Origin of the sequence: Paenibacillus sp. NRS-1760, assembly GCF_050467785.1 — a bacterium.
In the GTDB taxonomy this organism is placed as follows: Bacteria; Bacillota; Bacilli; order Paenibacillales; family Paenibacillaceae; genus Pristimantibacillus.
The window spans coordinates 70,276-91,263 of record NZ_JBITPK010000006.1; the positions used below are offsets into that span (position 1 = coordinate 70,276).

At 47.0% G+C, this 20,988-nt stretch carries 20 protein-coding genes; 1 reads left to right on the forward strand and 19 read right to left on the reverse strand.

Translation table 11 applies throughout. From position 1 onward, the window contains the following. Nucleotides 1-44: 44 nt before the first annotated feature. The 17 genes from modB to ACIFSR_RS02845 all read right to left on the reverse strand — a co-directional run bounded on the left by modB (nt 45) and on the right by ACIFSR_RS02845 (nt 16,738). Nucleotides 45-707 carry a molybdate ABC transporter permease subunit gene (modB, locus tag ACIFSR_RS02765; RefSeq protein ID WP_339209082.1) on the reverse strand — a complete coding sequence of 221 codons (663 nt, stop codon included), beginning with the start codon at nt 705-707 and terminating at the stop codon, nt 45-47. A gap of 50 nt (nt 708-757) precedes the next feature. Further along, nucleotides 758-2,839, reverse strand: a complete 2,082-nt coding sequence (locus ACIFSR_RS02770) for a HelD family protein (RefSeq protein ID WP_430054781.1) — start codon at nt 2,837-2,839, stop codon at nt 758-760. A gap of 79 nt (nt 2,840-2,918) precedes the next feature. Next, on the reverse strand, nt 2,919-3,209 hold the full coding sequence (locus ACIFSR_RS02775) for a DUF1294 domain-containing protein (RefSeq protein WP_339209079.1): 291 nt from the start codon (nt 3,207-3,209) through the stop codon (nt 2,919-2,921). A gap of 66 nt (nt 3,210-3,275) precedes the next feature. Beyond that, the gene (gene hrpB, locus ACIFSR_RS02780) at nt 3,276-5,816 is read right to left on the reverse strand and encodes an ATP-dependent helicase HrpB (RefSeq protein WP_430054784.1); all 2,541 of its coding nucleotides are present in this window, start codon (nt 5,814-5,816) and stop codon (nt 3,276-3,278) included. Nucleotides 5,817-5,843: 27 nt separating this feature from the next. Further along, on the reverse strand, nt 5,844-6,668 hold the full coding sequence (locus tag ACIFSR_RS02785) for a hypothetical protein (protein WP_430054787.1): 825 nt from the start codon (nt 6,666-6,668) through the stop codon (nt 5,844-5,846). A gap of 22 nt (nt 6,669-6,690) precedes the next feature. Beyond that, nucleotides 6,691-7,641 (reverse strand): magnesium/cobalt transporter CorA, encoded by a 951-nt coding sequence (gene corA / locus ACIFSR_RS02790; protein WP_430054790.1) that lies wholly within the window; start codon nt 7,639-7,641, stop codon nt 6,691-6,693. Between the two features lie 177 nt (nt 7,642-7,818). Continuing rightward, a complete protein-coding gene (locus ACIFSR_RS02795; protein WP_430054793.1) occupies nt 7,819-7,977 on the reverse strand; it encodes a hypothetical protein in 159 nt (52 codons plus the stop codon). A gap of 63 nt (nt 7,978-8,040) precedes the next feature. Next, nucleotides 8,041-8,484: an N-acetyltransferase family protein gene (locus tag ACIFSR_RS02800; protein ID WP_430054797.1), complete on the reverse strand. Its 444-nt coding sequence runs from the start codon at nt 8,482-8,484 to the stop codon at nt 8,041-8,043. 44 nt (nt 8,485-8,528) lie between these two features. Beyond that, nucleotides 8,529-9,242, reverse strand: coding sequence for an adenosylcobinamide amidohydrolase (locus ACIFSR_RS02805; protein ID WP_339209071.1), 714 nt, complete (start codon nt 9,240-9,242; stop codon nt 8,529-8,531). An 86-nt stretch (nt 9,243-9,328) separates the two neighbouring features. Next, nucleotides 9,329-10,429: a threonine-phosphate decarboxylase CobD gene (gene cobD / locus ACIFSR_RS02810; RefSeq protein ID WP_339209070.1), complete on the reverse strand. Its 1,101-nt coding sequence runs from the start codon at nt 10,427-10,429 to the stop codon at nt 9,329-9,331. Nucleotides 10,430-10,450: 21 nt separating this feature from the next. Beyond that, on the reverse strand, nt 10,451-11,263 hold the full coding sequence (gene cobS, locus ACIFSR_RS02815) for an adenosylcobinamide-GDP ribazoletransferase (protein WP_339209069.1): 813 nt from the start codon (nt 11,261-11,263) through the stop codon (nt 10,451-10,453). After that, on the reverse strand, nt 11,245-12,225 hold the full coding sequence (gene cbiB, locus ACIFSR_RS02820) for an adenosylcobinamide-phosphate synthase CbiB (RefSeq protein WP_430054802.1): 981 nt from the start codon (nt 12,223-12,225) through the stop codon (nt 11,245-11,247). Before cbiB ends, cobS begins: the two co-directional genes overlap by 19 nt. After that, on the reverse strand, nt 12,222-12,812 hold the full coding sequence (gene cobU / locus ACIFSR_RS02825; RefSeq protein WP_430054805.1) for a bifunctional adenosylcobinamide kinase/adenosylcobinamide-phosphate guanylyltransferase: 591 nt from the start codon (nt 12,810-12,812) through the stop codon (nt 12,222-12,224). The genes cbiB and cobU overlap by 4 nt, the downstream gene beginning before the upstream one ends. A 10-nt stretch (nt 12,813-12,822) precedes the next feature. Further along, nucleotides 12,823-13,899, reverse strand: a complete 1,077-nt coding sequence (cobT, locus tag ACIFSR_RS02830; RefSeq protein ID WP_339209065.1) for a nicotinate-nucleotide--dimethylbenzimidazole phosphoribosyltransferase — start codon at nt 13,897-13,899, stop codon at nt 12,823-12,825. Between the two features lie 27 nt (nt 13,900-13,926). Further along, nucleotides 13,927-14,709 (reverse strand): heme ABC transporter ATP-binding protein, encoded by a 783-nt coding sequence (locus ACIFSR_RS02835; protein ID WP_430054808.1) that lies wholly within the window; start codon nt 14,707-14,709, stop codon nt 13,927-13,929. After that, nucleotides 14,706-15,743: a FecCD family ABC transporter permease gene (locus tag ACIFSR_RS02840; protein ID WP_430055118.1), complete on the reverse strand. Its 1,038-nt coding sequence runs from the start codon at nt 15,741-15,743 to the stop codon at nt 14,706-14,708. Before ACIFSR_RS02840 ends, ACIFSR_RS02835 begins: the two co-directional genes overlap by 4 nt. Before the next feature lie 2 nt (nt 15,744-15,745). Continuing rightward, a complete protein-coding gene (locus tag ACIFSR_RS02845; protein ID WP_339209061.1) occupies nt 15,746-16,738 on the reverse strand; it encodes an ABC transporter substrate-binding protein in 993 nt (330 codons plus the stop codon). A 746-nt stretch (nt 16,739-17,484) separates the two neighbouring features. Between ACIFSR_RS02845 and ACIFSR_RS02850 the strand changes: the two genes are divergently transcribed. Then, nucleotides 17,485-17,928, forward strand: a complete 444-nt coding sequence (locus tag ACIFSR_RS02850) for a FixH family protein (RefSeq protein ID WP_430054811.1) — start codon at nt 17,485-17,487, stop codon at nt 17,926-17,928. Between the two features lie 16 nt (nt 17,929-17,944). Here ACIFSR_RS02850 and ACIFSR_RS02855 read toward each other — a convergent pair whose 3' ends face one another. Then, nucleotides 17,945-18,631: a sulfite exporter TauE/SafE family protein gene (locus ACIFSR_RS02855; RefSeq protein WP_339209057.1), complete on the reverse strand. Its 687-nt coding sequence runs from the start codon at nt 18,629-18,631 to the stop codon at nt 17,945-17,947. Further along, nucleotides 18,628-20,904: a heavy metal translocating P-type ATPase gene (locus ACIFSR_RS02860; RefSeq protein WP_430054814.1), complete on the reverse strand. Its 2,277-nt coding sequence runs from the start codon at nt 20,902-20,904 to the stop codon at nt 18,628-18,630. The genes ACIFSR_RS02855 and ACIFSR_RS02860 overlap by 4 nt, the downstream gene beginning before the upstream one ends. Nucleotides 20,905-20,988 lie beyond the last annotated feature (84 nt).

Consider the following 20,988-nt stretch of genomic DNA (forward strand, 5'->3'; position numbering starts at 1 on the left):
CGCAAGTAATACGCAGAAAACTAGATTCGGATTCGTCCTTCACATTATTGTTCCAATTTGCGCCCCGTAAACAGCAGCATGACAAAAGAGAACGAAATGATGGCTATCGTCCAAGCCCAAGCCATTCCCATTTCACCTGTCTCAACAGCAATGTATATAGCAGTAGGTACTGTCTGCGTGCGACCTGGTATATTTCCTGCAATCATCAAGGTTGCGCCAAACTCGCCAAGGCCTCTAGCAAATCCTAGCAGGTATGCCGTAGTCAGTGATCGTTTAGCAAGCGGCAGCGTGATATATCTCAGCACCTGCAGCTCACCGGCTCCTGCTGAACGTGCAGCATCCTCAAGATGGCGATCGACAGAAAGAAAACCAACCTTCATCGTCTGATAAACGAGCGGAAACGCAACAATGACCGCCGCGATAACCGCGGCGATCCATGAGAAAACGATAGGTTGAGTAAATAACCACTCGTACGCTTTACCAATCCAGCTCCCTCTTCCAAGCGTAATGAGAAGAATGAATCCAACGACGGTTGGGGGGAGGACAAGCGGAAGCATGAAGAAGGTTTCTATGATACTTTTGCCTTTAAAAGAATGCCGTGACATGAAGCGTGCTACGAGCATTCCTATAATGGCAACGATAATGCTAGCAATAATAGATACTCTTAAAGAGAGCCATACTGGCGGCAGCCATTCGTCCCAGTTCATAAATAAGTAGCCTCCGGATAGACGTTATGTTGCTGCCTATTATATCGAAATTAAGCTTCGTCGCCCAGCAGTGATGTGAGTCTTCCGCGATAAAACAGCTTAAGCTTATGCAAGGCGCGCGTGCATCCGACGTACAATAGCTTCGCATCAAGCTCAGAATAAGCTTCCTCGCTCGCATCTGCTACAAGAACGGCATCGAATTCCAATCCTTTAGACAAATAGACAGGTACTACAGACAGGCCGCCGCCATATGCAGGCTGCTTGCTCTGCACTAACGAAGCGTCCAAACCTTGCTTAATCAAGAAGTTATAAATCTCTTCGCATTCAATCGCTGTACGGCCAATGACAGAAATCGTCTCATACTCTGCCTTCGATTGCCATTCACGGATTGTACCATCAATGGAAGCTAACCAATTATCATTTTCAACTGGCACGGCAAGAACGGCATCTCCGCTTCGGAAAACAGGCACCGCAGGTTTGACTTCGCCGATCATGCTTCCTAAAATTTTGTTGGCAAATTCGATAATTTCCATTGTTGAACGATAGCTTCGGTTGAGCTCATAAAAGTCAATTTGCTCTTCATTAAACAAAGCGGTAAGCTCTGTCCAACTTTGTACGCCTGCGTAGGCATGAATACCTTGCTGCAAATCGCCTAGCACGGTCATCGATGCTGTTCTTTGACACAGCCGCAGTACTTCCAGCTGAAACGGAGAATAATCCTGTGCTTCATCTATAACGATATGATCGAAAAACTGCTTCGGCAATCCAAATAGCTGAAGCTGGATATAGGCGAGTGGTGCCAAATCCTCCGCAGCAGCCATTTCTTTCTTTAATCGTTCGGCAGTTGCAGCTGCGATAACCTTAGGAATAGAGCTCTCAAGCTGTTTGCCGCTGAATAACGAAGCATATAGCTGTAAAGAGGTATATGCCGGAATTTTTTTGGTGTAGCTATTAAACTTAGTGAGCGCCTTCGCTCTTATTTTTTTATCAACAATCCGCTTCATCTTAAGCTCGGACTCCATCCAGCGACGAATCCGACTAACAAGTCGATCTCGTTTCTTCATGAGCGTCTCTTCGCCATAATCGGTATCATACCACTCGCGAATTTGCTCTGGCGACAGCTCAAGCCCGTCAATTGGCATAAAAGATGTCGTTGGCACAATTCGTTGCTCAAAGTTAGCGATTCGCTCATCTATAATTGCTTTAAAATCGAGATTCCCTTTAAAGCGCCCCGATGCATTCTCCACTTCTGAAGCGGTTCTGCGTTCTTCGAACCAATAAGCCATCGTATCAGACGGATCGCTGACAGATACTGTTTTCTCAAGGAGCTCAAGAGACCAGTCACTGAACGTCGTTTGCTGAATATCACCCACGCCTAGCTCTGGCAATACACCGGATATGTAGTCTAGGAACATTCGGTTCGGCGCAAAAATGATCATACGCTCCGCTCGCATCCGATCGGCGTACTGATAAAGCAAGAAAGCAAGTCTATGCAGCGCAACGGTCGTTTTACCGCTTCCCGCGACGCCCTGTATAAACAACGCTTTGTTACGATCCGCACGAATAATACGGTCTTGCTCGCCTTGAATCGTAGAAACGATATCACGCAGCTTATTATCCTTGTTCTCTCCTAAGCGATACAAAAGGAATTCATCCGTTACCGAGCCTTCTTCTTGGCCGCGTACATAACTATCAACCAGACGAATGATTTCTCCCTGGCGGATCATGAAATTTCGCTTTAAATGGACATATCCTTCAATTTCTCCGTCAGGCGATTGATAAGAAGCTGGCGCTTCTCCGCCTGTGAAGGAATAAAACAAGCTTGCTGCTGGCGCACGCCAATCGATGACAAGCAGCTCATTGCTGCCTTGCTTTGCCACGCCGGCTTTTCCAATATATAAGGGCTTTGTTTCGCCCACTGGCAACTCTTGAAAATCAATGCGGCCAAAATAAGGCTCACGCTTCGATATTTCAAGTCTAAGTCTACGTTCCTCTTGCTGTAAATCGAGCATTTGCTCTGTGAAATCATCGCCTTTATAGCGTGGACCAATTTCTTGAAGCTGATTTACAATATCATTCAGCGACTCGGTTAATCGATCCTGCTCTTCTTGATAGGCACTTTGAACGGTCATGTCAGTTACCTCCTAAGTTTGTGGTGTGCTAGAAAAAAAGAGAAGCCCCAATATACCATAGGAAGGCTTCTCAAAGCAATCAAGAGTTTACAGTCATTCCAATAAGCTTGGCAGCTCCTAGAATGAGTAATATATTTAGTACAAACAGAAAAGGAATTCCTACCGTAAACGAGCGATGTTTTGTTTTATGACGCCATTTTTTCATCGCAAGCCATGTTCCGCCTGCACCGCCAATGGCACTCAGCAAAAACAATCGTTTTTCGGGAACACGCCTGCGCTGCTTCTTAGCGCTTTTCTTATCAAAGCCCATAAGTGCAAATGTGTAAATATTTATAAACAGCAAATATAGTATGACTAAATAAATGATCATTGCTTTGGCACACATCCTCTCAGAATAGGGAGATTTCTCGTGCTTAGGCAGAAACAGCTGAGTCCTTTATGTGTTTCTCGGCTTCGCTCGATTCGTCGGCATCGCTGTGTAAGGATCATCCGGCCAATAATGCTTCGGATAACGTCCTTTCAAATCCTTCTTTACTTCGAAATACGTATTTTCCCAAAAGCTGCTTAAATCACGTGTGACTTGAACCGGTCGCTGCGACGGAGATAAAAGATGCAGTGTAATCGGCAATCTGCCCCTTGCTAGTCGTGGTGTATCTGTTAGACCGAATAGCTCCTGTAACCTTACAGCGAGCACTGGCGACTCCGGATCACTGTAGTCTATCGGTATGCGAGAACCGCTAGGTACAACGATATGGGTAGGAACCTGCTCATCAAGCTCTTGTTTTTGCTTCCAGCTAAGCTTGCCTTCAAGCAGTTGAAGCATGGAGAGCTTCTGTAAATCAGCACGGCTCTTCATCCCAAATAGATGCGGCTTCAGCCACTCTTTGAGCGTGCCGAGAAGCGCTTCATCGGAAGCATCAGGCCAATCATCGCCAGCAAGCGCCATCAGCTTCATCCTTGCTTTCAACTGCTGCGCTTGCTTGCTCATTGGCAGCATTACAAATCCAGTTTCCTGAATCGCAGTAATCAAAGCATCCGCAACAAGTTGTTCATCCGGTTTCTGAAGAATGGTTTCTTTCATCACAATACTGCCAAGCCGCAATCGTTTCCTTGCACGAACAGCTTGTGCAGCTGCATCCCACTCTACGACCTCTTCAGCTGTTATATAGCCACTTAGATAATGCTCGATATCGCTTAGATGAAGTTCAGCCGCTAACCGTATCCGGCTTTCGGAGCCTGTATCATCGAGCTCGCAAGCAGCAAGATAAGCTGATCGCGATAGCGGCTGAAGTTCAGGCAGTACAGCGCCTCTGCCATTAGCTAATAAGTATCGGCCATCGCTGCGCCTTTGAGCGATTCGGTCCGGATACGCAAATGCCAGCAAAATGCCAATCGGAATAGGCGACTTGTGCTGAGCTGTTTTCTCAGAAGCTGTCTCGGCAGCGGTTTGCGCTGACAATTTCCGCTCCCATTGATCCGCTTGCGCGACAATTCGGCGTACTGCGCCACTGCTAGGATGCTCGGAGCTGCCGCCTATAAGCAGTTTGCCATCTTTTCCGGATAGCTGATATAACAAATCCAACCGTAGCTGCACATCTACATTGCGCTCCTGTGGAAGTAAATCACGTTCGCTTAGCAAAGCTGCTGCATCACATGCGAGTCTCGCAGAACCTAGCTCTGAAGCCTGCAAAATCATGGCACCGAGCCGCGGATGCAAACCAAACTGTGCCATCTTCACTCCCTCGGCTGTTGGTTTACTGTCACCATCTATTGCGTTTAGCTCTTTCAGCAAAGCAACCGCTTGCTCATAAGCAGCTGCAGGCGGCGGCGTCAACCAATTAAGCTCCAGCGGATCTTTTATTCCCCAAATGGCTAGCTCAAGGGCAAGGGAAGCAAGATCTGCCTCAAGCAGCTCGGGTGAACTCTGTTTCGGCAAATAAACATGCTCTTGCTCTGTCCATAACCGATAACAAACGCCTTTAGCCAACCTTCCTGCTCTCCCTCGACGCTGATCCGCGGAAGCGATCGAAACAGGCAATGTTTCCAGCCGAGTCATGCCTGTTCTTGGAGAAAACCGAGGAACTCGCATTAAGCCGCTGTCTACCACAACCTTAACTCCTTCAACGGTCAGACTTGATTCTGCAATGGAAGTCGCAAGCACAACCTTGCGTTCGCCATCAGCGCATGGCGCTACAGCCGTATCTTGTTTCTCGAGCGGCAAGCTGCCATGCAGCTCCTCTACTCGAGCAAATGAAGATACTCCGCTCTCCATTAACCATCGGGCTGTGCGGCGTATCTCTGCAACACCAGGCAAAAACGCTAATACATCTCCATCAAACGAACGGAGCGCTTCCATAATCGTTCGTGCCATGTGGGGCTCTATAGGTCCCGTAAGCTTTGCTTTCATGTACTGTGTCTCAACAGGGAAAACCCGGCCTTCACTGCTAATAATTGGTGCACCCTCAAGCAGCTCGGCTATCGGCTCTGCGTCAAGCGTTGCTGACATAATAACGAGGCGCAAATCATCTCTCAGCAATTGCTGTGACTGCAAGCAAAGCGTTAAGCCAAGATCGCCATGCAAGTGCCGTTCATGGAATTCATCAAACAAGATCGCCCCAACCTGCTCGAGTGCGGGGTCCTCCTGCAGCATGCGCGTTAATACACCTTCCGTCACCACTTCAATGCGTGTTTGCGAACTAACCCGAGAATCTAATCTCACCCGGTAACCGATCGTTTCACCAGCCTGCTCGCCAAGCGATTTTGCCATAAACTGTGCGGCTGAACGTGCGGCGAGTCTTCGCGGCTCAAGCATTATTATTTTTTTGCTTCCCAGCCATGGCTGATCAAGCAGCGCAAGCGGAACTCGTGTTGTCTTTCCGGCCCCCGGCTCTGCGATCAGCACCACATTTACACCGCTTTGCAGAGCCAATAGCAGTTCCGGCAATACCTGATCAATCGGCAATTGCTGTTGATTCATGCTGATTGCTCCTTATCTTATCTCAACTCATTTTACGATCCGAATCATTTGTACAACCGGTCTATTATCTCCAGGCAACGATGCCTTGCTGCCAAAAAGCTGGGACGACCCGTCACCATCTAGAAATATGCCGTCAACCAGCTTTCCATCGCCAATGCTTGATATAATTGCTTCTCTTAATACGGCAAGCGAGTTCTTCGTTTCACTAACAATTAAGAATAACGTCCCTGCTTGATCGTACACCGCTGCCGATCGCAAGCGATTGTCATCTGGGAACGGCGCATTCTCCTTAACCGACTGCTCGATCCAATGTGCATCATCGCCTAAGCTCATGCTTATACCGCCTTGTGCCCAGAAACGTGTGTGATCCTTCACTTTTATCTCGGACGCTTGGCTTGCAACCTGAACGCTTAATGAATCAGAAGCGCCATCCCAAACGAGTGTGCCACGCGCATATTTCACGTTTTCACTTCCCGTTCCGAAATTGCCAATTTCCTTATTAACCGGAATGCTATTTACGACTCCGATGCTTAATAGCTGGTTGCCGTAAAAAAATCCGCCGTTAATGCCGACCTTCCCAGTAAGGGTAACATTTGTATTGATCGTTTCAAGCGTGACATAGGCTGGCTTTGTTTGCAGTACGTGCAGCTTTACCCCACTAGTTGAAGTCTTTGAAAAATAGGAGTAATGCAATGCTTGCTCAGACTTTGAGAGATTAACCGCATTGCGATTTCCGAGTGAAATAATCATTAAATAAAGCATCACGACGAGTACAAGCATAATGCCTGCCATAATGCCGACTATGGTGAACAGCCGCTTTTTGCTCATCCGAGCAGGTTCTTTCATCTCCATTGCTCTCCAAGCTCCTTAACATTCATTTAAACCAACCTTTGCTTCGGAACCAAGCATACATGCCAAGGCCGATGACGAGCATAATCGTTATGACAGCAAAATAACCCCACGTCCACTCCAGTTCAGGCATATTACGAAAGTTCATGCCATAAATACCAGCCAAAAAAGTGAGCGGCATGAAGATCGTCGTGATAACGGTAAGAGTTTTCATAATGGAGTTCATCCGATTGGAGTTAAAGGAAATGAAGCTGTCGCGAAGATCTGCCGTCATCTCTCGACTTGAATCCATCATTTCAGTCAATTTGAGCAAATGATCATAAATATCATGATAAAAGGCCATATAAGGCTTCAGCCCGTCAATGCGATCGGAATTCGTTATACGATACAATAAATCACGCATGGGGACAATCGTTTTGCGCAAACGCAGCAGCCTAGAACGTATGTTGAATATATCGCTCATCGCCGTTTGACTTTGTTCGTCGCCGCTTCCGATTTCCATGTCAAGAAGCTGGTCTTCCAGCTCATGAACCGCAGGAAAATATTGATCAACCAGCTTGTCTATTACGAGATATGCCGCATATAGCTGGCCTTTGTCGCCGATCTTCGTGCTCGATAATAGCTTAGTTTGAGCTTCCTCAATCTCTGGTGATCGCTCATAATGAAACGTAACAATAAATGATGGACCGATGAACATATTGATTTCATTTACGGTCAACGTCTTACGCTCAATTTCGTGCAGCACAAAAAAATGAATATCGTCGTAATGATCTACTTTCGGCCGCTGAAGCAAATGGTAGCAATCCTCGATAGCGAGCGGATGAAAATGAAAAAAGGTATCGAGCAGTCTGCACTCCTCTTCCTTCGGGTTACTAAAGTCGACCCAATACCAGTCAAGCTCAGGCGAGTTTAGATCTTCTATCGTTAAATCAGTTAACCATTGCTTTTGTTTTGTATAACCTACTATTTTAATCAAAGGATGTTCCTCCGTTCTAAGCGGCACACGATCGATCTTATGACCGATTGTTCAACTTTATCATTTTACACGATTTCACAATCGCTGTAATGTAACTCCGCTATTTTGTTCCGCTGCTTCTTTTATATTTATCAATGAGCATTCCCTCTAATTGGCGCCTTGCTTCCAGGTTTAAGTCTAGATTGCGGATAAATGCTCAAACCATTCGTATTCTTTTGCCCATTTTCGCAGCTTTCTCTCGTACTTTGTCTGTTTGAGCTTCTCCCATTTCCCGTTTCCGTCCGCTATAAATAAATCGGCAATAAACTCAAAGACAATTTCAATTAGCATCCCCATTGTCATCTTGTCTCCCGGCATGGCGTAGTCGGTAGTCGGCAAAAGTAAAAGCAGTACGCTGTTTCATTGTTTAAGCTGCATGTTCGTATAATAGGGTTCAAAACCACAATTCGTCCAAAATTGCTGCCCGCGCGGATTGGAGGCCAACACATCAATCGTCACTTTGGCACCGCTTGGAAATGAGACGCGGACTAATTGTTTGAATACTGCGCTACCATAACCATGGCTCCGTTGCTGTCGAGCGATGTAGTACTGTCTGAGATAAACATTTGACTCCTCTGGATAAAAATCATCTTCCCTGATTTGGTAAACCGCATATCCTAAAATAGCAGAAGCCTTCTCAAACAATGCAATCTCCCAGTCGCTTGACAGCCATCCGAGGAATCTGTCTTCAAGCTGCGCGAGAGTCATTGGATTACGGCTGCCTTCATCCTCGATAAGCTCTTTGTTCATTTGAGAGAGAAGCTTAAGATCATCGATCGTCGCTTTTCGTATCCAAAATTCCAATTTGCATACCTCCTTATAGAATTTATGGCGAAGGTCGTTAATCCTTAGTCATCATGCTGCGTTCGTGTTGCTTCTAGTACAGTCTCATAGACCGCTTCTCCAATCGCGCACCCAATTGTCGTAGCTGCACCAGCATACGCATGAACCGCATTCCAGCTTGCTGCTTGACTAACCGCTACGACAATGGCATCCGTTGTCGTCCCCGTAGCTGATTGTCCTGTTTTCATCTCAACGATGCCTAAATGCTGTAATGCTGCTGTTTTCGCTTCAGTTGCTGTGATGACCGCATTCACCATAGCTGATTCAGTCATTTGACCATCGATTAAAATAACAATATTGATCGTTCCTGGAGAATAAGCAGAGAAGGTACTTCGCGGCATACCAGATCTTGCTGCATTTCGTGTGCCTACCGTCGTACAGCAGATAAGCTTAAACCGATCGCCTTCCATTTCAGTGATGGATGCATGTGTCAGCTTCGCTGCTGTTAATAATCCTACAGTAGCTTCTGGTTCGCAGCCCCATTCCGTACATTGATTAATGATGTCGAGAACAGGATCTTCACATTGATAAGTAAGCGGAACTTTCCAATTCACAATACGATTGGTATAAGAAAAGCCGCCCGGATGAATCGCGCTGCTTAGCGCATACAAAGGAACATTGCTGCTTGCTTCAATGCGGTCCTCAAGGAGCTGCAAGCTTACGCCGCACCACAGCTGTGATTGATAATAATGCTGATTTTTGCGAAAGGGCTGTGTCACTCTTTTCCCTCCTTTGGCTGTCATAGAAGCTTATGCATGAGTTTAATTTGGAATGGATAGGAACTTTGCAATTCGTTCAAATTTCCTTATCCGCCTTGGTTTTCATTCCATTTCAAGCAATGCTTAAAAGCAGCGATCAGCTGTTCATTTTGCTGCCGAAGTTTAATGGCAACCCGGATATACGTATGATCAAGCCCTGCAAATCTTGATGCATCGCGAATAAGCACCCCCTGCTTGCCCATCTCGAGCTGAAGCATGCTGGCACTGAGTCCCGCATCGCTCGGAATCCGAATGAGCAAATAATTGGCTGCACTTGGGTTAACTTCAAAGCCGATCGCCTCAAGCTCAGACATGAGCCAAGGTCTTTCCTGCTCTAACCAAGCAAGTGTACGCTCTGCATAATCCTTCTCATCCAGCACCGCTTCGCCAATCAGCTGCGCTAAAGAATTAACGCTCCATGGTATTTGCAAGCGTCGCAAGCCGCTTATCGTTCTAGGCATGCCAACGATATATCCAAGTCGAATGCCGGGTATCGCATAAAATTTTGTCATTGAGCGGATGACGAACAACCGTTCATGCTTAGTTGCTTCTTGAATAAGGCTGTACCGTGCTTCATCAGGTACAAAATCCATAAACGCCTCGTCAACTACAACATAGGCTCCTTTACTTAAGAGTGCACGTATAAGCTCTGGATCTACGAGCTGACCCGTTGGATTGTTTGGCGAACCGAGCATAACTAATGATCCTGTGGCGGCCGCTTCGCATAAATGCTCGGAATCCAAGCTAAGCTTAAATTGCATTTGAGATGATAATTTAATTTCATACACAGCTCCGCCGATTTTCCGAATGGCATCGCCATATTCATCAAAGCACGGAATGGCAAGCGTCGTTAACTTTGGTTGCAGCGTACGGACGATTAGATCGATTAGTTCTGCCGCTCCATTACCTACTACGATGGATTGAGCATCAATATTATGTAGTTCAGCAAGCTTCTTTCTTAGGCCGCGAACGGCTGGATCAGGATATTGCTCTATCATATCTGCATAGGTAAGAAGCGCTTGTTTAACGCTTAATGGCGCTCCTAGCGGATTCATGTTCGAGCTAAAATCAACAAATTTATGCGCAGGTATATCGAACGCTTCTTCCGCGGTCCGCAAATCGCCGCCATGACCATATCTTTCTAACATTTAACAAAAACAACTCCTTTTCTATTGCGCGTATAACCAGATGACCGCCGCAAGCAGCAATAACGCTTCAATCGCTTCGTTCATCGCACCATATGTATCCCCAGTTAATCCGCCAAGCTTCCGATTTAACCATGCTGCTATAAAACCACCGCAGCAAATCGTTAAGATGACGATAATAAGCAGCATTATTAATGCTACGTTTGTACCGGTGCCGGCGATCCAAAAAGTAAGGACAGAAAGAATGGCTGCCATCACAAAAGAAGAAGTCGCCTGCGGCCATTTGACCTCATTAAATAAAACAGCTATCCCTTCACCCTGACGGGCATTCGGCCACACTGCAATAGCCGCGCTCATCCAAGCACGGCTCCAAATCGGCGCGATGACAAGCAATGGTCCATATTGCTCAAAATGGTCACCTTTCAGCAGTTCTGCTAATAACGACGCCTTGAGAAGAAGGAGCAAAACTGCGGCAATGACGCCCATCGCTCCTACTCGGCTATCCTTCATAATCTCTAGCATACGCTCGCGAGAGCGGTGACTCAGCACGCCGTCTGCTGTATCCATCCAACCGTCCAAATGCAGGCCCCCGCTTAATGCAGTCCATATCGCAAGAATCAGTACAGCACTTGGCCAAGCAGGGACAAATAATGCTAGCAGCCACGTACATGCAAGGAGACAGATACCGATAAACGCACCAGCTACAGGGAAATAGACGACACTTCGCGAGAGAACAGATCCTTGGAAAGGAACCGTGATGGGAACTGGAAAACGAGTTAGAAATTGAAAAGCAGCAATAAGTGCTTGGAAATGCAGCTTTAATTCACGACGAACCATACGCCGATCACCCCCGCAAATAATATAAAACTAACGCTGTACAGTAACCGCACGCTTAGTACAATATCGTTTGGTTCCAGTTGGCGAGTTGGCCATCCCATCCTTGCTCGTTCACTGACTACGCCAAAATACGAATTCATACCGCCAAGCTCAATGCCTAGCGCCCCTGCAACCGCTGATTCCGGTATGCCGCTATTTGGACTAGGATGAAGATGAGCAAACGTGCGAATGGCAAGCCACGCCTGCTTCGCCTTCATTCTCTGATCAAACAGCGAAGACAGCGTAAGCAAAACGCCAGTTATTCTTGCAGGGATATAATTTAACACATCATCCGTCCGTGCCGAGCACCAGCCAAAATACTTATATTTTTCATTGCGATATCCGACCATGGAATCCAGCGTATTCATTGCACGGTAGAGCATTGCAAGCGGTGCGCCTCCAATTAAAGCGAACAACAACGGTGACACGAGTGCATCTACCGTATTTTCAGCAACCGTCTCAATTGCAGCGCGCGACGCCTCCCGCTCATCCAGATTTGCAGTATCTCGGCCTACGATATAACCAACATATTTACGTGCTTCATCTAATCTGCCTTCCATTAATGGATGATAAACGAGCATGGCTGCTTCCTTTAAGCCCTTCACCGCTAGTGTTGTGGAAATAAACCATGCGCTCACCGCATAGCCTAGCCAAGTATGTATAGCATCTGCCGCCCAAATAATGAACCACATTGCGCCGCAGCTCACAACGAGTGTGACAACGGTCAACACTACACCTAAACCTCTTACAGCAGCCGGATGTTCCTTCAATCGTTCAGGAGCAAGCAAACGTTCCAGCAGTCGAATGAGCCTGCCTATCCAGATGACGGGATGAGTTGGCCATTTCGGATCACCAACGATCCAATCTATTGCAATGGCTGCCGCTGCGAGGAGCAGGAGCTCCTTTATAGAATAAATCATCATAATTGATCCCAGTTAAACGCTTGCGATTTCAATTCAACTGGAATGCCTGCGGTGACGAGAAAAACCCGCTCGCATATCGCAGCAATCTGTTGGTTGAACCTCCCCGCCTCGTCTCGAAAAAGCCTGCCTAGAGGATATGCCGGAACAATGCCATCTCCTACCTCATTGGTTACAATGATTAATGGATATGGATAGTTGTTAATAGCTTCGAGAAGTTTCTGCTGCTCCATTTTCAGCCTCGTATCTTCATACGATTCTTGTTCTATTCGCATAAGCCAATTCGTCAGCCATAACGTTAAGCAATCAAGCAATACGACAGCAGGCTGCTGTCCGTTTGAAATTTCTTTATCAATTTGCTCCTTCAATCTGTAAAGCACATTTGCTGCTTCATGCGGATCTTCGATGGTCTGCCAGCGGAAGCCTGCATCTTCACGATCCTTGCGATGTTTTCCTATTCGGTCGCGCATCTCCGTATCATACGGCTGACAGGTCGCAATATAAAATCCACGGGCTGCAACCCTCATCGCATATTGCTCGGCAAATCCGCTCTTCCCGCTTCTTGCTCCGCCCGTTACTAGAATTGCCATTCACGCTCACCTAACCTTTGGATACGCCTGCACTCTCAAATGTTGCCATTTCATTCATGAGATGGAGCGCAGCGTCTATAAAATGAAAACATAATACAGCACCTGTACCTTCGCCAAGCCGCATCTCCAGCTGCATCATAGGAAGCAAGCCTATTGATTCAAGCAGCTTCAAATGGCCTTGCTCTTGAGAGAGGTGGGAAGCAATCATAAAGGGAAGCGTCTGCTCCGCTATCCGCGATGCGACAAGCGCCGCAGCAGATGAAATATAACCGTCGATGACGACTGGGCAGCCGTTTGCTGCAGCTCCGATAATAACGCCAACAAGCCCTGCGATTTCTGCACCGCCAACCTTAGCCAGCACATCGATTGGATCGACACTAGCGCGGTCCAATTCGTTGACAGCAATTGCGCGTTTGACTACCCGTACTTTATTTGCCCAGCTTTCATCATTTATGCCAGTTCCTCGGCCGACTGATTCCTCAGGAGATAGGCCCGTCAATACGGTCGTTAACGCCGCACTGGCTGTCGTATTGCCAATACCCATTTCACCTGTTGCAAATAAACGGCAGCCGCGTTGCACCTGCTCATTAACCACTTCAATCCCAACAATAATAGCTTGGACGGCTTCTTCACGTGTCATCGCGGGCTCCTTGGCCATATTAGCCGTCCCCCGCACCACTTTACGGCTCACTAGCATCTCATGCTCCAAATCCGCATTTACACCAATATCCACACAAACAACATCTGCGCCAGCTTGTCTTGCCAGCACATTGACAGCTGCCCCTCCGCTGAGGAAGTTGAGCACCATTTGTGGTGTCACCGCTTGTGGAAACGCACTAACTCCTTCATCACATACTCCATGATCACCCGCCATGACAATAACGGCTTTACGTGACAAATCTGGCCACAGCTCGCCTGAAATGCCTGCAAGCTGCCTGGCGATTGTCTCTAGCTTGCCGAGGCTGCCTGGCGGTTTCGTCAAAGAATCAGAATGCTTCACAGCTAATTCTGCTGCCTCTTCATTAAATGGTTTGATTTGTTTGATCGTCTCTGCAAGCTGAGTTTCCAATGCATGTTTCAATTTCATAACTCCTTCAAACGTTTTTTTAATATTTTATATTTTCATATTCGGTTGGAGCAATATTTGCGGAGCACCCGTAACAGGATGGACGATCACAGTTGTATCCGCCTGATAAACCTGCTTGATAAGACCTGCAGTTATGACCGCCCTGGGTGTTCCAGCTGCTGCAACTTTGCCTTCATGAAGAACGACAAGCTCATCGCAATAAAGCGAAGCCAAATTAAGATCATGCAGGACAGCAATAACGGTCAGTTCACGTTCACGCTGCCAAGCACGTACCGTATCCAAAAGCTGAATTTGGTAACCAATGTCCAAATAAGTCGTCGGCTCGTCCAATAATATAATAGAGGGCTCCTGCGCCATAACCTTTGCCAAAGCAACACGTTGACGTTCGCCGCCGCTTAGTTGATCCATTTTGCGATGCGATAGCTCTTCGAGTCCCATGGTCAATATCGCTTTATCAATAATTTCCTCTGAATCATGTTTATCGCTGCCAAGCCAGTTTTGAAAAGGGTATCTTCCCATGCTAACAACCTCACGCACAGAGAATCCTACCTGAGGCAAACCGCTTTGCTGCAAAACCGCCATCCTTTGTGCGATTTGCTTTCTTGGATATGCCGTGATGCTCTGCCCCTCGAATAAAACTTCACCTTGCACCGGCTGTTCAACGCCTGACAATACATGCAGCAGCGTTGATTTGCCAACACCATTAGGTCCAATAACACCGTACATCCGCCCTTTTTGAAATGAGCAGGAAAGCTTATTGAGCACAGTCCTCCCTTGCACCGTCTGAACGATGCTGCGCACCTCAATCATAACGCCCCTCCTTGCTTCAGCTTTCGCCGATGCAGCAAATACGCAAAAAATGGCGCACCAAGCAGAGCCGTAACAACGCCAAGCGGAATTTCCTTAGGCGTCAGCGCCATGCGCGCAAGCGTATCAGCCCATAAAATAAATATGCCTCCACCGATAGCCGATAAAGGGGTAATTAATCGATAGTCGGGGCCAACGAGCAAACGAATGAGATGTGGAACCACGAGTCCAACAAAACCAATTACACCAGAAACAGAGACTGCTGCTGCCGTCAGCAAGGTCGAGCTGATTAAGACGATCAGCTTCGTTCTCTCGACACGGATGCCAAGATGCGCTGCATGGCGTTCCCCCAGTACAAATAAATTGAGAGATTGCCCATATGCAAGCAGTAGTGGAAAGCCTACCGCGAGAAAAGGAATAAGCATATATACATGTTCCCAGCTTCTCATCGCAAGCGATCCCATTAACCAGAACAAAATTTGATTCACAACGCCCTCTGAGACGGACACCATGAATGATACAAAAGCGCCTAAAAAGGACTGGATGATAACCCCTGATAAAATAAGCGTTTCAATATGTATAACACCCTTGTTGCGAGACAGCCAAAAAACACCAAGCAGCGTCAAGGTTCCTGTAGCAAAAGCAACTAGCGGTATCGTCCACATGCCAATCGCTGACTGCAAGCCAAATAAAATAATGAATGATGCACCAACTGAGCTCCCCGAAGACACTCCTAGTGTATAAGGATCAGCCAGCGGATTTCGAAGAACCCCTTGAAAACCCGTGCCAGCTAGTGCGAGACAAGCACCAACGAGGACGGCAAGCAAAATACGCGATAGACGTACTTGCGTGACGATCGCTATTTCGGCAGGTGTATAAGGGACTGTGTTATCGGCAAACCACGGCAGCTGGTGAAGCAAAATGCCCCAAACATCTCGAATGGAAATACCAGCCGAGCCAATCGACAAACTTACAACGATAGAAACAGCAAGAAGGAGCATAGCTGCTCCTCCATACCAAACTAATTTATAGGTCATCATTATTTTACGAGATCCGGGTGAATCACTTTCGCAAGCTCCAGCAAACCATCTGCAAGTCTCGGCCCTACACGAACAAGTGGGTCCTCCGTTACTGCATGCATTTGCTTATTTTTCACCGCATCAATGACATTCCAGCCTGGACGGCTCTCAATGCCAACAACAATCGGATTCGGCTCCTCCTTCAATGCAGGGTATATAATAAGCTCGGGATTCTGAGTAACAATCGACTCTGCACTCACCTCATACCAACCTGGAGCAGCTCCTGCAACATTCTCGCCGCCAGCCAGTGCCAGCAATTCGTCAAGGAATGTGCCAGATCCAACGGTCCAGCCTGGGGAAAATTCTAAATACACTTTCTTTTTCACTGCATTCTTAACTGCATCCGAAACTTGTTGCTTCACTGAAAGCATGTGGCCTGCAACCTCAGCCGCTTCGGATTGTTTATTCATAATATGACCTAAATTTTCGATTTTGGCAATAACTGCATCATACGTGAGAGGGTCTGTCGCATAGACCGGAATTTTCAGTTCTCTGAGCTTCGTGATTGCCTCTCCATTCATTGAAGAAGACGCCAGCACGAGATCCGGATTGAGAGCTGCAACAGCTTCAATATTTGTCGTCATATCGCCAACCTTTGCCTTGCTTGCCGCCTCCTCAGGATAGTTGCTTGACTCATCAACACCTACCACACGGTCACCTGAGCCGATTGCATAAATAGCTTCAGTTTCACTAGGAGCAAGCGAGACAATTTTAGTTGGCTCTTGCTCAAATGTAATCTCCGTACCTGTATCGTCCTTTAATGTTAGTGGATAAACGGTCGATTCATTCGCCTTGGATGGCTCGTTAGTTGCAGTCTGACCAGCATTGTTCGTTGTTTTTCCCGGCTCGTTAACCGTGTCCTTATTTGCACCGCATGCTCCTGTGAATACGAGCATCATCACGAGCAGCAAACCTACTAGCGTTTTCATTGTACTTTTATGTAACCTTTTCATTTTCCTTACTCCTCCTGCGTCATATATCGTATTAAAAATAGCATCCCCGACCTTGAGTCAGAAATGCTAGTATACGCTTTTTCTAATTAGGCTAAGCGAACAGCTTCTCCAACAAAATCGGATCATGCAGGTGAAGATATGGTGCATCTATCCCCGTCCATCATCTATAAAATGATCCGTTGTTACTATACAACGTCTTGTTCTATTTGTCTAATGTCATCCATGCCATACTCATCCTAATTATCGACGTTCTGCTTCACTCATTTGCCGCATAGGTAACGTAATGGGTCTATTTCTTAGCGCGCGTTTTTTTAACCATGATGAGTGCGTTTAGCCTTGGCCTGAACTGAGCAGCAAGATGTAATTTTCAAGAATCGGGCTCATTTTTGAAGCTAACGGACATACAATTCGCTATATTCAAGAATCGGGCCCATATTTGATGCTAACGGACATAGAATCAGATGTTTGGAAAAAAGTGAGCTAAAAAATAACTTGTGAAGCCTAATGAGAGTTAGAGCTTCTGTGTCCGTTACGGTTGCCAAAAAAGCGAAAGTGAGCACAATAGCGTATCTGATTTCCATTACCACAATTCGTGACTTCTCCGCCCTTGCTATACTTTTATTTTTCTAAACATTCGTTCCTCAAACAAATAGCAGACAGCAGATAATACATCCGTTCTAACACGCGTTCTTTTTATGAATCTAACAGAAGAATATACAACTCATAAAGGAGGTTCTTTCCTAAATATGAAAGCAGAACACAAACCAAATTATAATCTGCTAAAATTCACTATCATTTTATTGGTTTTGGCAATTGTCGTTGTTTTAATTTTCACATGGCTCCGTAAAGGCGAAGAATTATCGCCGCCCATGACGGAACATCTCTTCGACAAAGGCGAAGCTAAATGGTCCATCGATGGTTATCCAGCGAAGGTGCTACACAACAATTTATTTAAAATCGAGCTTACTGATCTCTCGGGCGCCCCATTACAAGGAGCTGAACTATCAGTCAAGCTTGAGATGATGGATATGGTTTGCGGTGATTACGAGTTTAAAATGACGGAAGCTGATCCTGGAACATATACGGGCGAAGGCGTACCGCTGATGGCTGGCACATGGAAAGCGACTCTAAAACTCAAGACGGTTGACCAAACGTATACCATCGACAGATTACTGCGAGCGGTTCATTAGCTAACTAATTAGCAAATTACCAAAGCCATGGATTAATCGAAGGAATGACACCATTCACCGTAAGCCCGCGCAAAATCGAGATGACACCCACAGCAATCGCCGTGACTACACTTGCTTTACGCATAAATCGCCGCCATTTCTTATTGGCAAAAGCAGCGATCGAAGCAGCCACAGCTAAAGCAGGGAAAGTCGATAGCCCAAACAAGGCCATGACAGCCGCTCCTTCAAGTCCTGAGCCAGTGGAGGCTGCCGTCATTTGCATCGCATAAGTTAAGCCGCATGGCAAAAATCCGAAGGCTATTCCAGTTGCGAGCAAATGGAACGTTTCCTGCTTAGCAGAGCGAGAAGCACCGCCTACTAATCTTTTGTGCAGAAAGCTAGACAATCGGTTCATGAGCGGCAGCTGAAATCTCCGCCAAAGCCAGAGCAGCAAGAAACAGCCGCCAATAATGGATGCCAATCCTTGAACCCCTGCAAATTTACCTGCAACATCCACAAAAGAACCTACCGTTCCCATTACAGCCCCTAATAAGGAATAAGAGAGAATGCGGCCTGTATTATATAGAAGCATTGATTTTTTGACTGGCGCTGAGGAATTTAATGAGACGGTTGATACAATCCCCCCGCACATACCGATACAATGAGGTGCGCTGAATAAGCCTGTTAAAATAATGAATCCAATCAGCTGCCAAGTCAGTGTCATCTGCTTGCACCAACCCGGCTCTTGCTTTGCAGCTGACCAGAAAGCCGAAGCGCATTGCTTACAACAGAAACAGAGCTAAGCGCCATCGCCGTTCCAGCCATCCAAGGCTCAAGCAAACCAAAAGCAGCAAAAGGGATGACGATAACATTGTATAGGAAAGCAAAGGTTAGATTTTGACGCACATTTCGAATCGTTAATCTGCTAATTCGAATCGCTTCTGGAATGGCGTGCAGACGAGAGAAAAGCAGCGTCATATGGCCTGCGCTAAGCGCTGCATCTGTTCCTTCACCCATTGCTAAGCCAACATCGGCTGCGGCTAATGCTGGTGCGTCATTCCATCCATCCCCTGCCATTGCGACTCGTTTGCCGCGACGCTTTAACTGCTCCACCAGCGCCAATTTGCCTTCGGGAAGCATGGAAGCATGTATGCTTGAAATCCCAACCGCTTTTGCAGCAGCAATTGCCGGCGCCCTGTGATCTCCAGTCGCTAGAACAGCGGAAACCCCTAAATTTTTAAGCTCTTTCACTGTCTCTCTCGCGTTTTCCTTTATCTTATCGCTAAATGCGATTGCACCAGCAATCTCATCGTCTATTGCTGCATATAGCACGGTTTCACCCAAATCCTCACGCTGCCTTGCGAATGCAATGATATCGACGCTCAAAGCCCATTGGCGTTCTGCTGCAAACCGAGCGTTTCCGATAGCGAAGCGCTGCTCCTCAATTATCGCTTCAACGCCTCCGCCTGGTGTGAAGACATGATGACTGGAAGCTGGAATAATAAGCCCTAGTCTGACCGCCTCCTTCTCAATTGCTCTTGAAAGCGGATGTGTGGAGTCCGCTTCAGCGGCTGCCGCCAATCTCAGCAAAGCATTTCGGCTTCCTTTAATAGCTAGTGAAGCACTTATATGAGGCTTGCCTTCCGTTAATGTTCCTGTTTTATCAAAAATGATCGTTTGAATACTTGCCAAACGTTCAAGCGCGCCCGCTTCCTTCGTAATAATGCCTTGTTTCGCAAGTCTGCTGGCTGCAATGACAAGTGAGATCGGTGCGGCTAGACCAAGCGCGCATGGACAGGCTGCTAATAAAACAGCAATGCCGCAGATGAATGCTCGGCTCCAATTCCCCGGCTCAAGAAATAATCCCCACATGAAAACCGTTGCTACGGCGAAGAGAAGCATAACAGGAACAAACCAGCTTGCAGCCGCATCTACATTTCGCTGAATGGCTGATTTTGACCGTTGTGCTTGACGAACAAGCTCCTGTATGCGGTTAAGCATCGTATCATGGCCAGCTGCCTTCGTACGAATGCGAAGCTGCGAGCTTTCATTCCAAGTTCCCGCCCACACTTGATCTCCTTCCCGCTTTGCAATCGGCAGACTCTCGCCTGTTAGCAATGATTCGTTGGTTGCGGAGTGACCGCCGCATACAATGCCATCGACCGGAATCGTTTCTCCTGCCTTTACGATGACAATATCGCCCGCTCTAACAAATTCGGTCTGAATATGTATCACTTCACCTGCCCGTTCAACCGCCGCCGTCTGACTTTGCAGTTTGCCGAAGCCGTCTGATCCGCGCTGCGCACGCAGCGAGGCGGAAACTTCAATGTATTTACCCAGCAGGACAGCTGTGATTACGACAGCAGAAGTTTCAAAATACAATGGCGGTGCATGAGCAGCCACCTCTGAGATCGACCGAAACAAGCCGTTTTGAAATACGACATAATGGCTGTACAAATAGGCGGCTGTCGTTCCAATGACAACAAGCACATCCATATTGGCGCTTCGCTCGCGTACCGCATGATAAGCACCGAAGTAAAAAGGCAAGCCTATTGCAAATTGAATAATCGTGGCTAGTATGAGCTGCAACCAAGGGATAGTAAGCCAAGCAGGCAAATAATCAAGCATCGGCCTTAAAAACGGCAGATGCTGCATCATTCCAGTTAATAACGGTACCGTAAGTACCGCTGAAGCTATGAGTCGCAGCTTCAATATACGATGCTCCTTGTGCAAGCCTTCTTTAGCTGTCTCATTAAGCATCGCTTCAAAACCTAATTGCTTGACACGATCAGCAATTTGTTTCGCTCCGAGCCGCTCAGGCTTAAACTGCACCCAAGCGGTGCGAAGCGGAAAGCTGACGGCAGCCATTTGAACACCATCCATTTTGCTGACTGCTTTCTCTATTCTTGCCGCACAAGCTGAGCAGCTCATGCCCTGAACCGCAAAATCTATCGTAAGGCCGCTATCCTCTACCTGATTATCATGTACCTGCTCCATTTGCAGCACCCGCCCTTCGTTCATCGCTGTTAATGCCTGTACCTCTGCGTTAAACTATATGACGGGCAAGCCAATTGCATGATT

Excerpts from the sequence above, each read along its gene's own strand:
- modB (WP_339209082.1), bottom strand. The coding sequence starts at position 707 with ATGAACTGGGACGAATGGCTGCCGCCAGTATGGCTCTCTTTAAGAGTA.
- ACIFSR_RS02770 (WP_430054781.1), bottom strand. The coding sequence starts at position 2,839 with ATGACCGTTCAAAGTGCCTATCAAGAAGAGCAGGATCGATTAACCGAG.
- ACIFSR_RS02775 (WP_339209079.1), bottom strand. The coding sequence starts at position 3,209 with ATGATCATTTATTTAGTCATACTATATTTGCTGTTTATAAATATTTAC.
- hrpB (WP_430054784.1), bottom strand. The coding sequence starts at position 5,816 with ATGAATCAACAGCAATTGCCGATTGATCAGGTATTGCCGGAACTGCTA.
- ACIFSR_RS02785 (WP_430054787.1), bottom strand. The coding sequence starts at position 6,668 with ATGGAGATGAAAGAACCTGCTCGGATGAGCAAAAAGCGGCTGTTCACC.
- ACIFSR_RS02795 (WP_430054793.1), bottom strand. The coding sequence starts at position 7,977 with ATGGGGATGCTAATTGAAATTGTCTTTGAGTTTATTGCCGATTTATTT.
- cobD (WP_339209070.1), bottom strand. The coding sequence starts at position 10,429 with ATGTTAGAAAGATATGGTCATGGCGGCGATTTGCGGACCGCGGAAGAA.
- cobS (WP_339209069.1), bottom strand. The coding sequence starts at position 11,263 with ATGGTTCGTCGTGAATTAAAGCTGCATTTCCAAGCACTTATTGCTGCT.
- cbiB (WP_430054802.1), bottom strand. The coding sequence starts at position 12,225 with ATGATGATTTATTCTATAAAGGAGCTCCTGCTCCTCGCAGCGGCAGCC.
- cobU (WP_430054805.1), bottom strand. The coding sequence starts at position 12,812 with ATGGCAATTCTAGTAACGGGCGGAGCAAGAAGCGGGAAGAGCGGATTT.
- cobT (WP_339209065.1), bottom strand. The coding sequence starts at position 13,899 with ATGAAATTGAAACATGCATTGGAAACTCAGCTTGCAGAGACGATCAAA.
- ACIFSR_RS02835 (WP_430054808.1), bottom strand. The coding sequence starts at position 14,709 with ATGATTGAGGTGCGCAGCATCGTTCAGACGGTGCAAGGGAGGACTGTG.
- ACIFSR_RS02840 (WP_430055118.1), bottom strand. The coding sequence starts at position 15,743 with ATGACCTATAAATTAGTTTGGTATGGAGGAGCAGCTATGCTCCTTCTT.
- ACIFSR_RS02845 (WP_339209061.1), bottom strand. The coding sequence starts at position 16,738 with ATGAAAAGGTTACATAAAAGTACAATGAAAACGCTAGTAGGTTTGCTG.
- ACIFSR_RS02850 (WP_430054811.1), top strand. The coding sequence starts at position 17,485 with ATGAAAGCAGAACACAAACCAAATTATAATCTGCTAAAATTCACTATC.
- ACIFSR_RS02855 (WP_339209057.1), bottom strand. The coding sequence starts at position 18,631 with ATGACACTGACTTGGCAGCTGATTGGATTCATTATTTTAACAGGCTTA.
- ACIFSR_RS02860 (WP_430054814.1), bottom strand. The coding sequence starts at position 20,904 with ATGGAGCAGGTACATGATAATCAGGTAGAGGATAGCGGCCTTACGATA.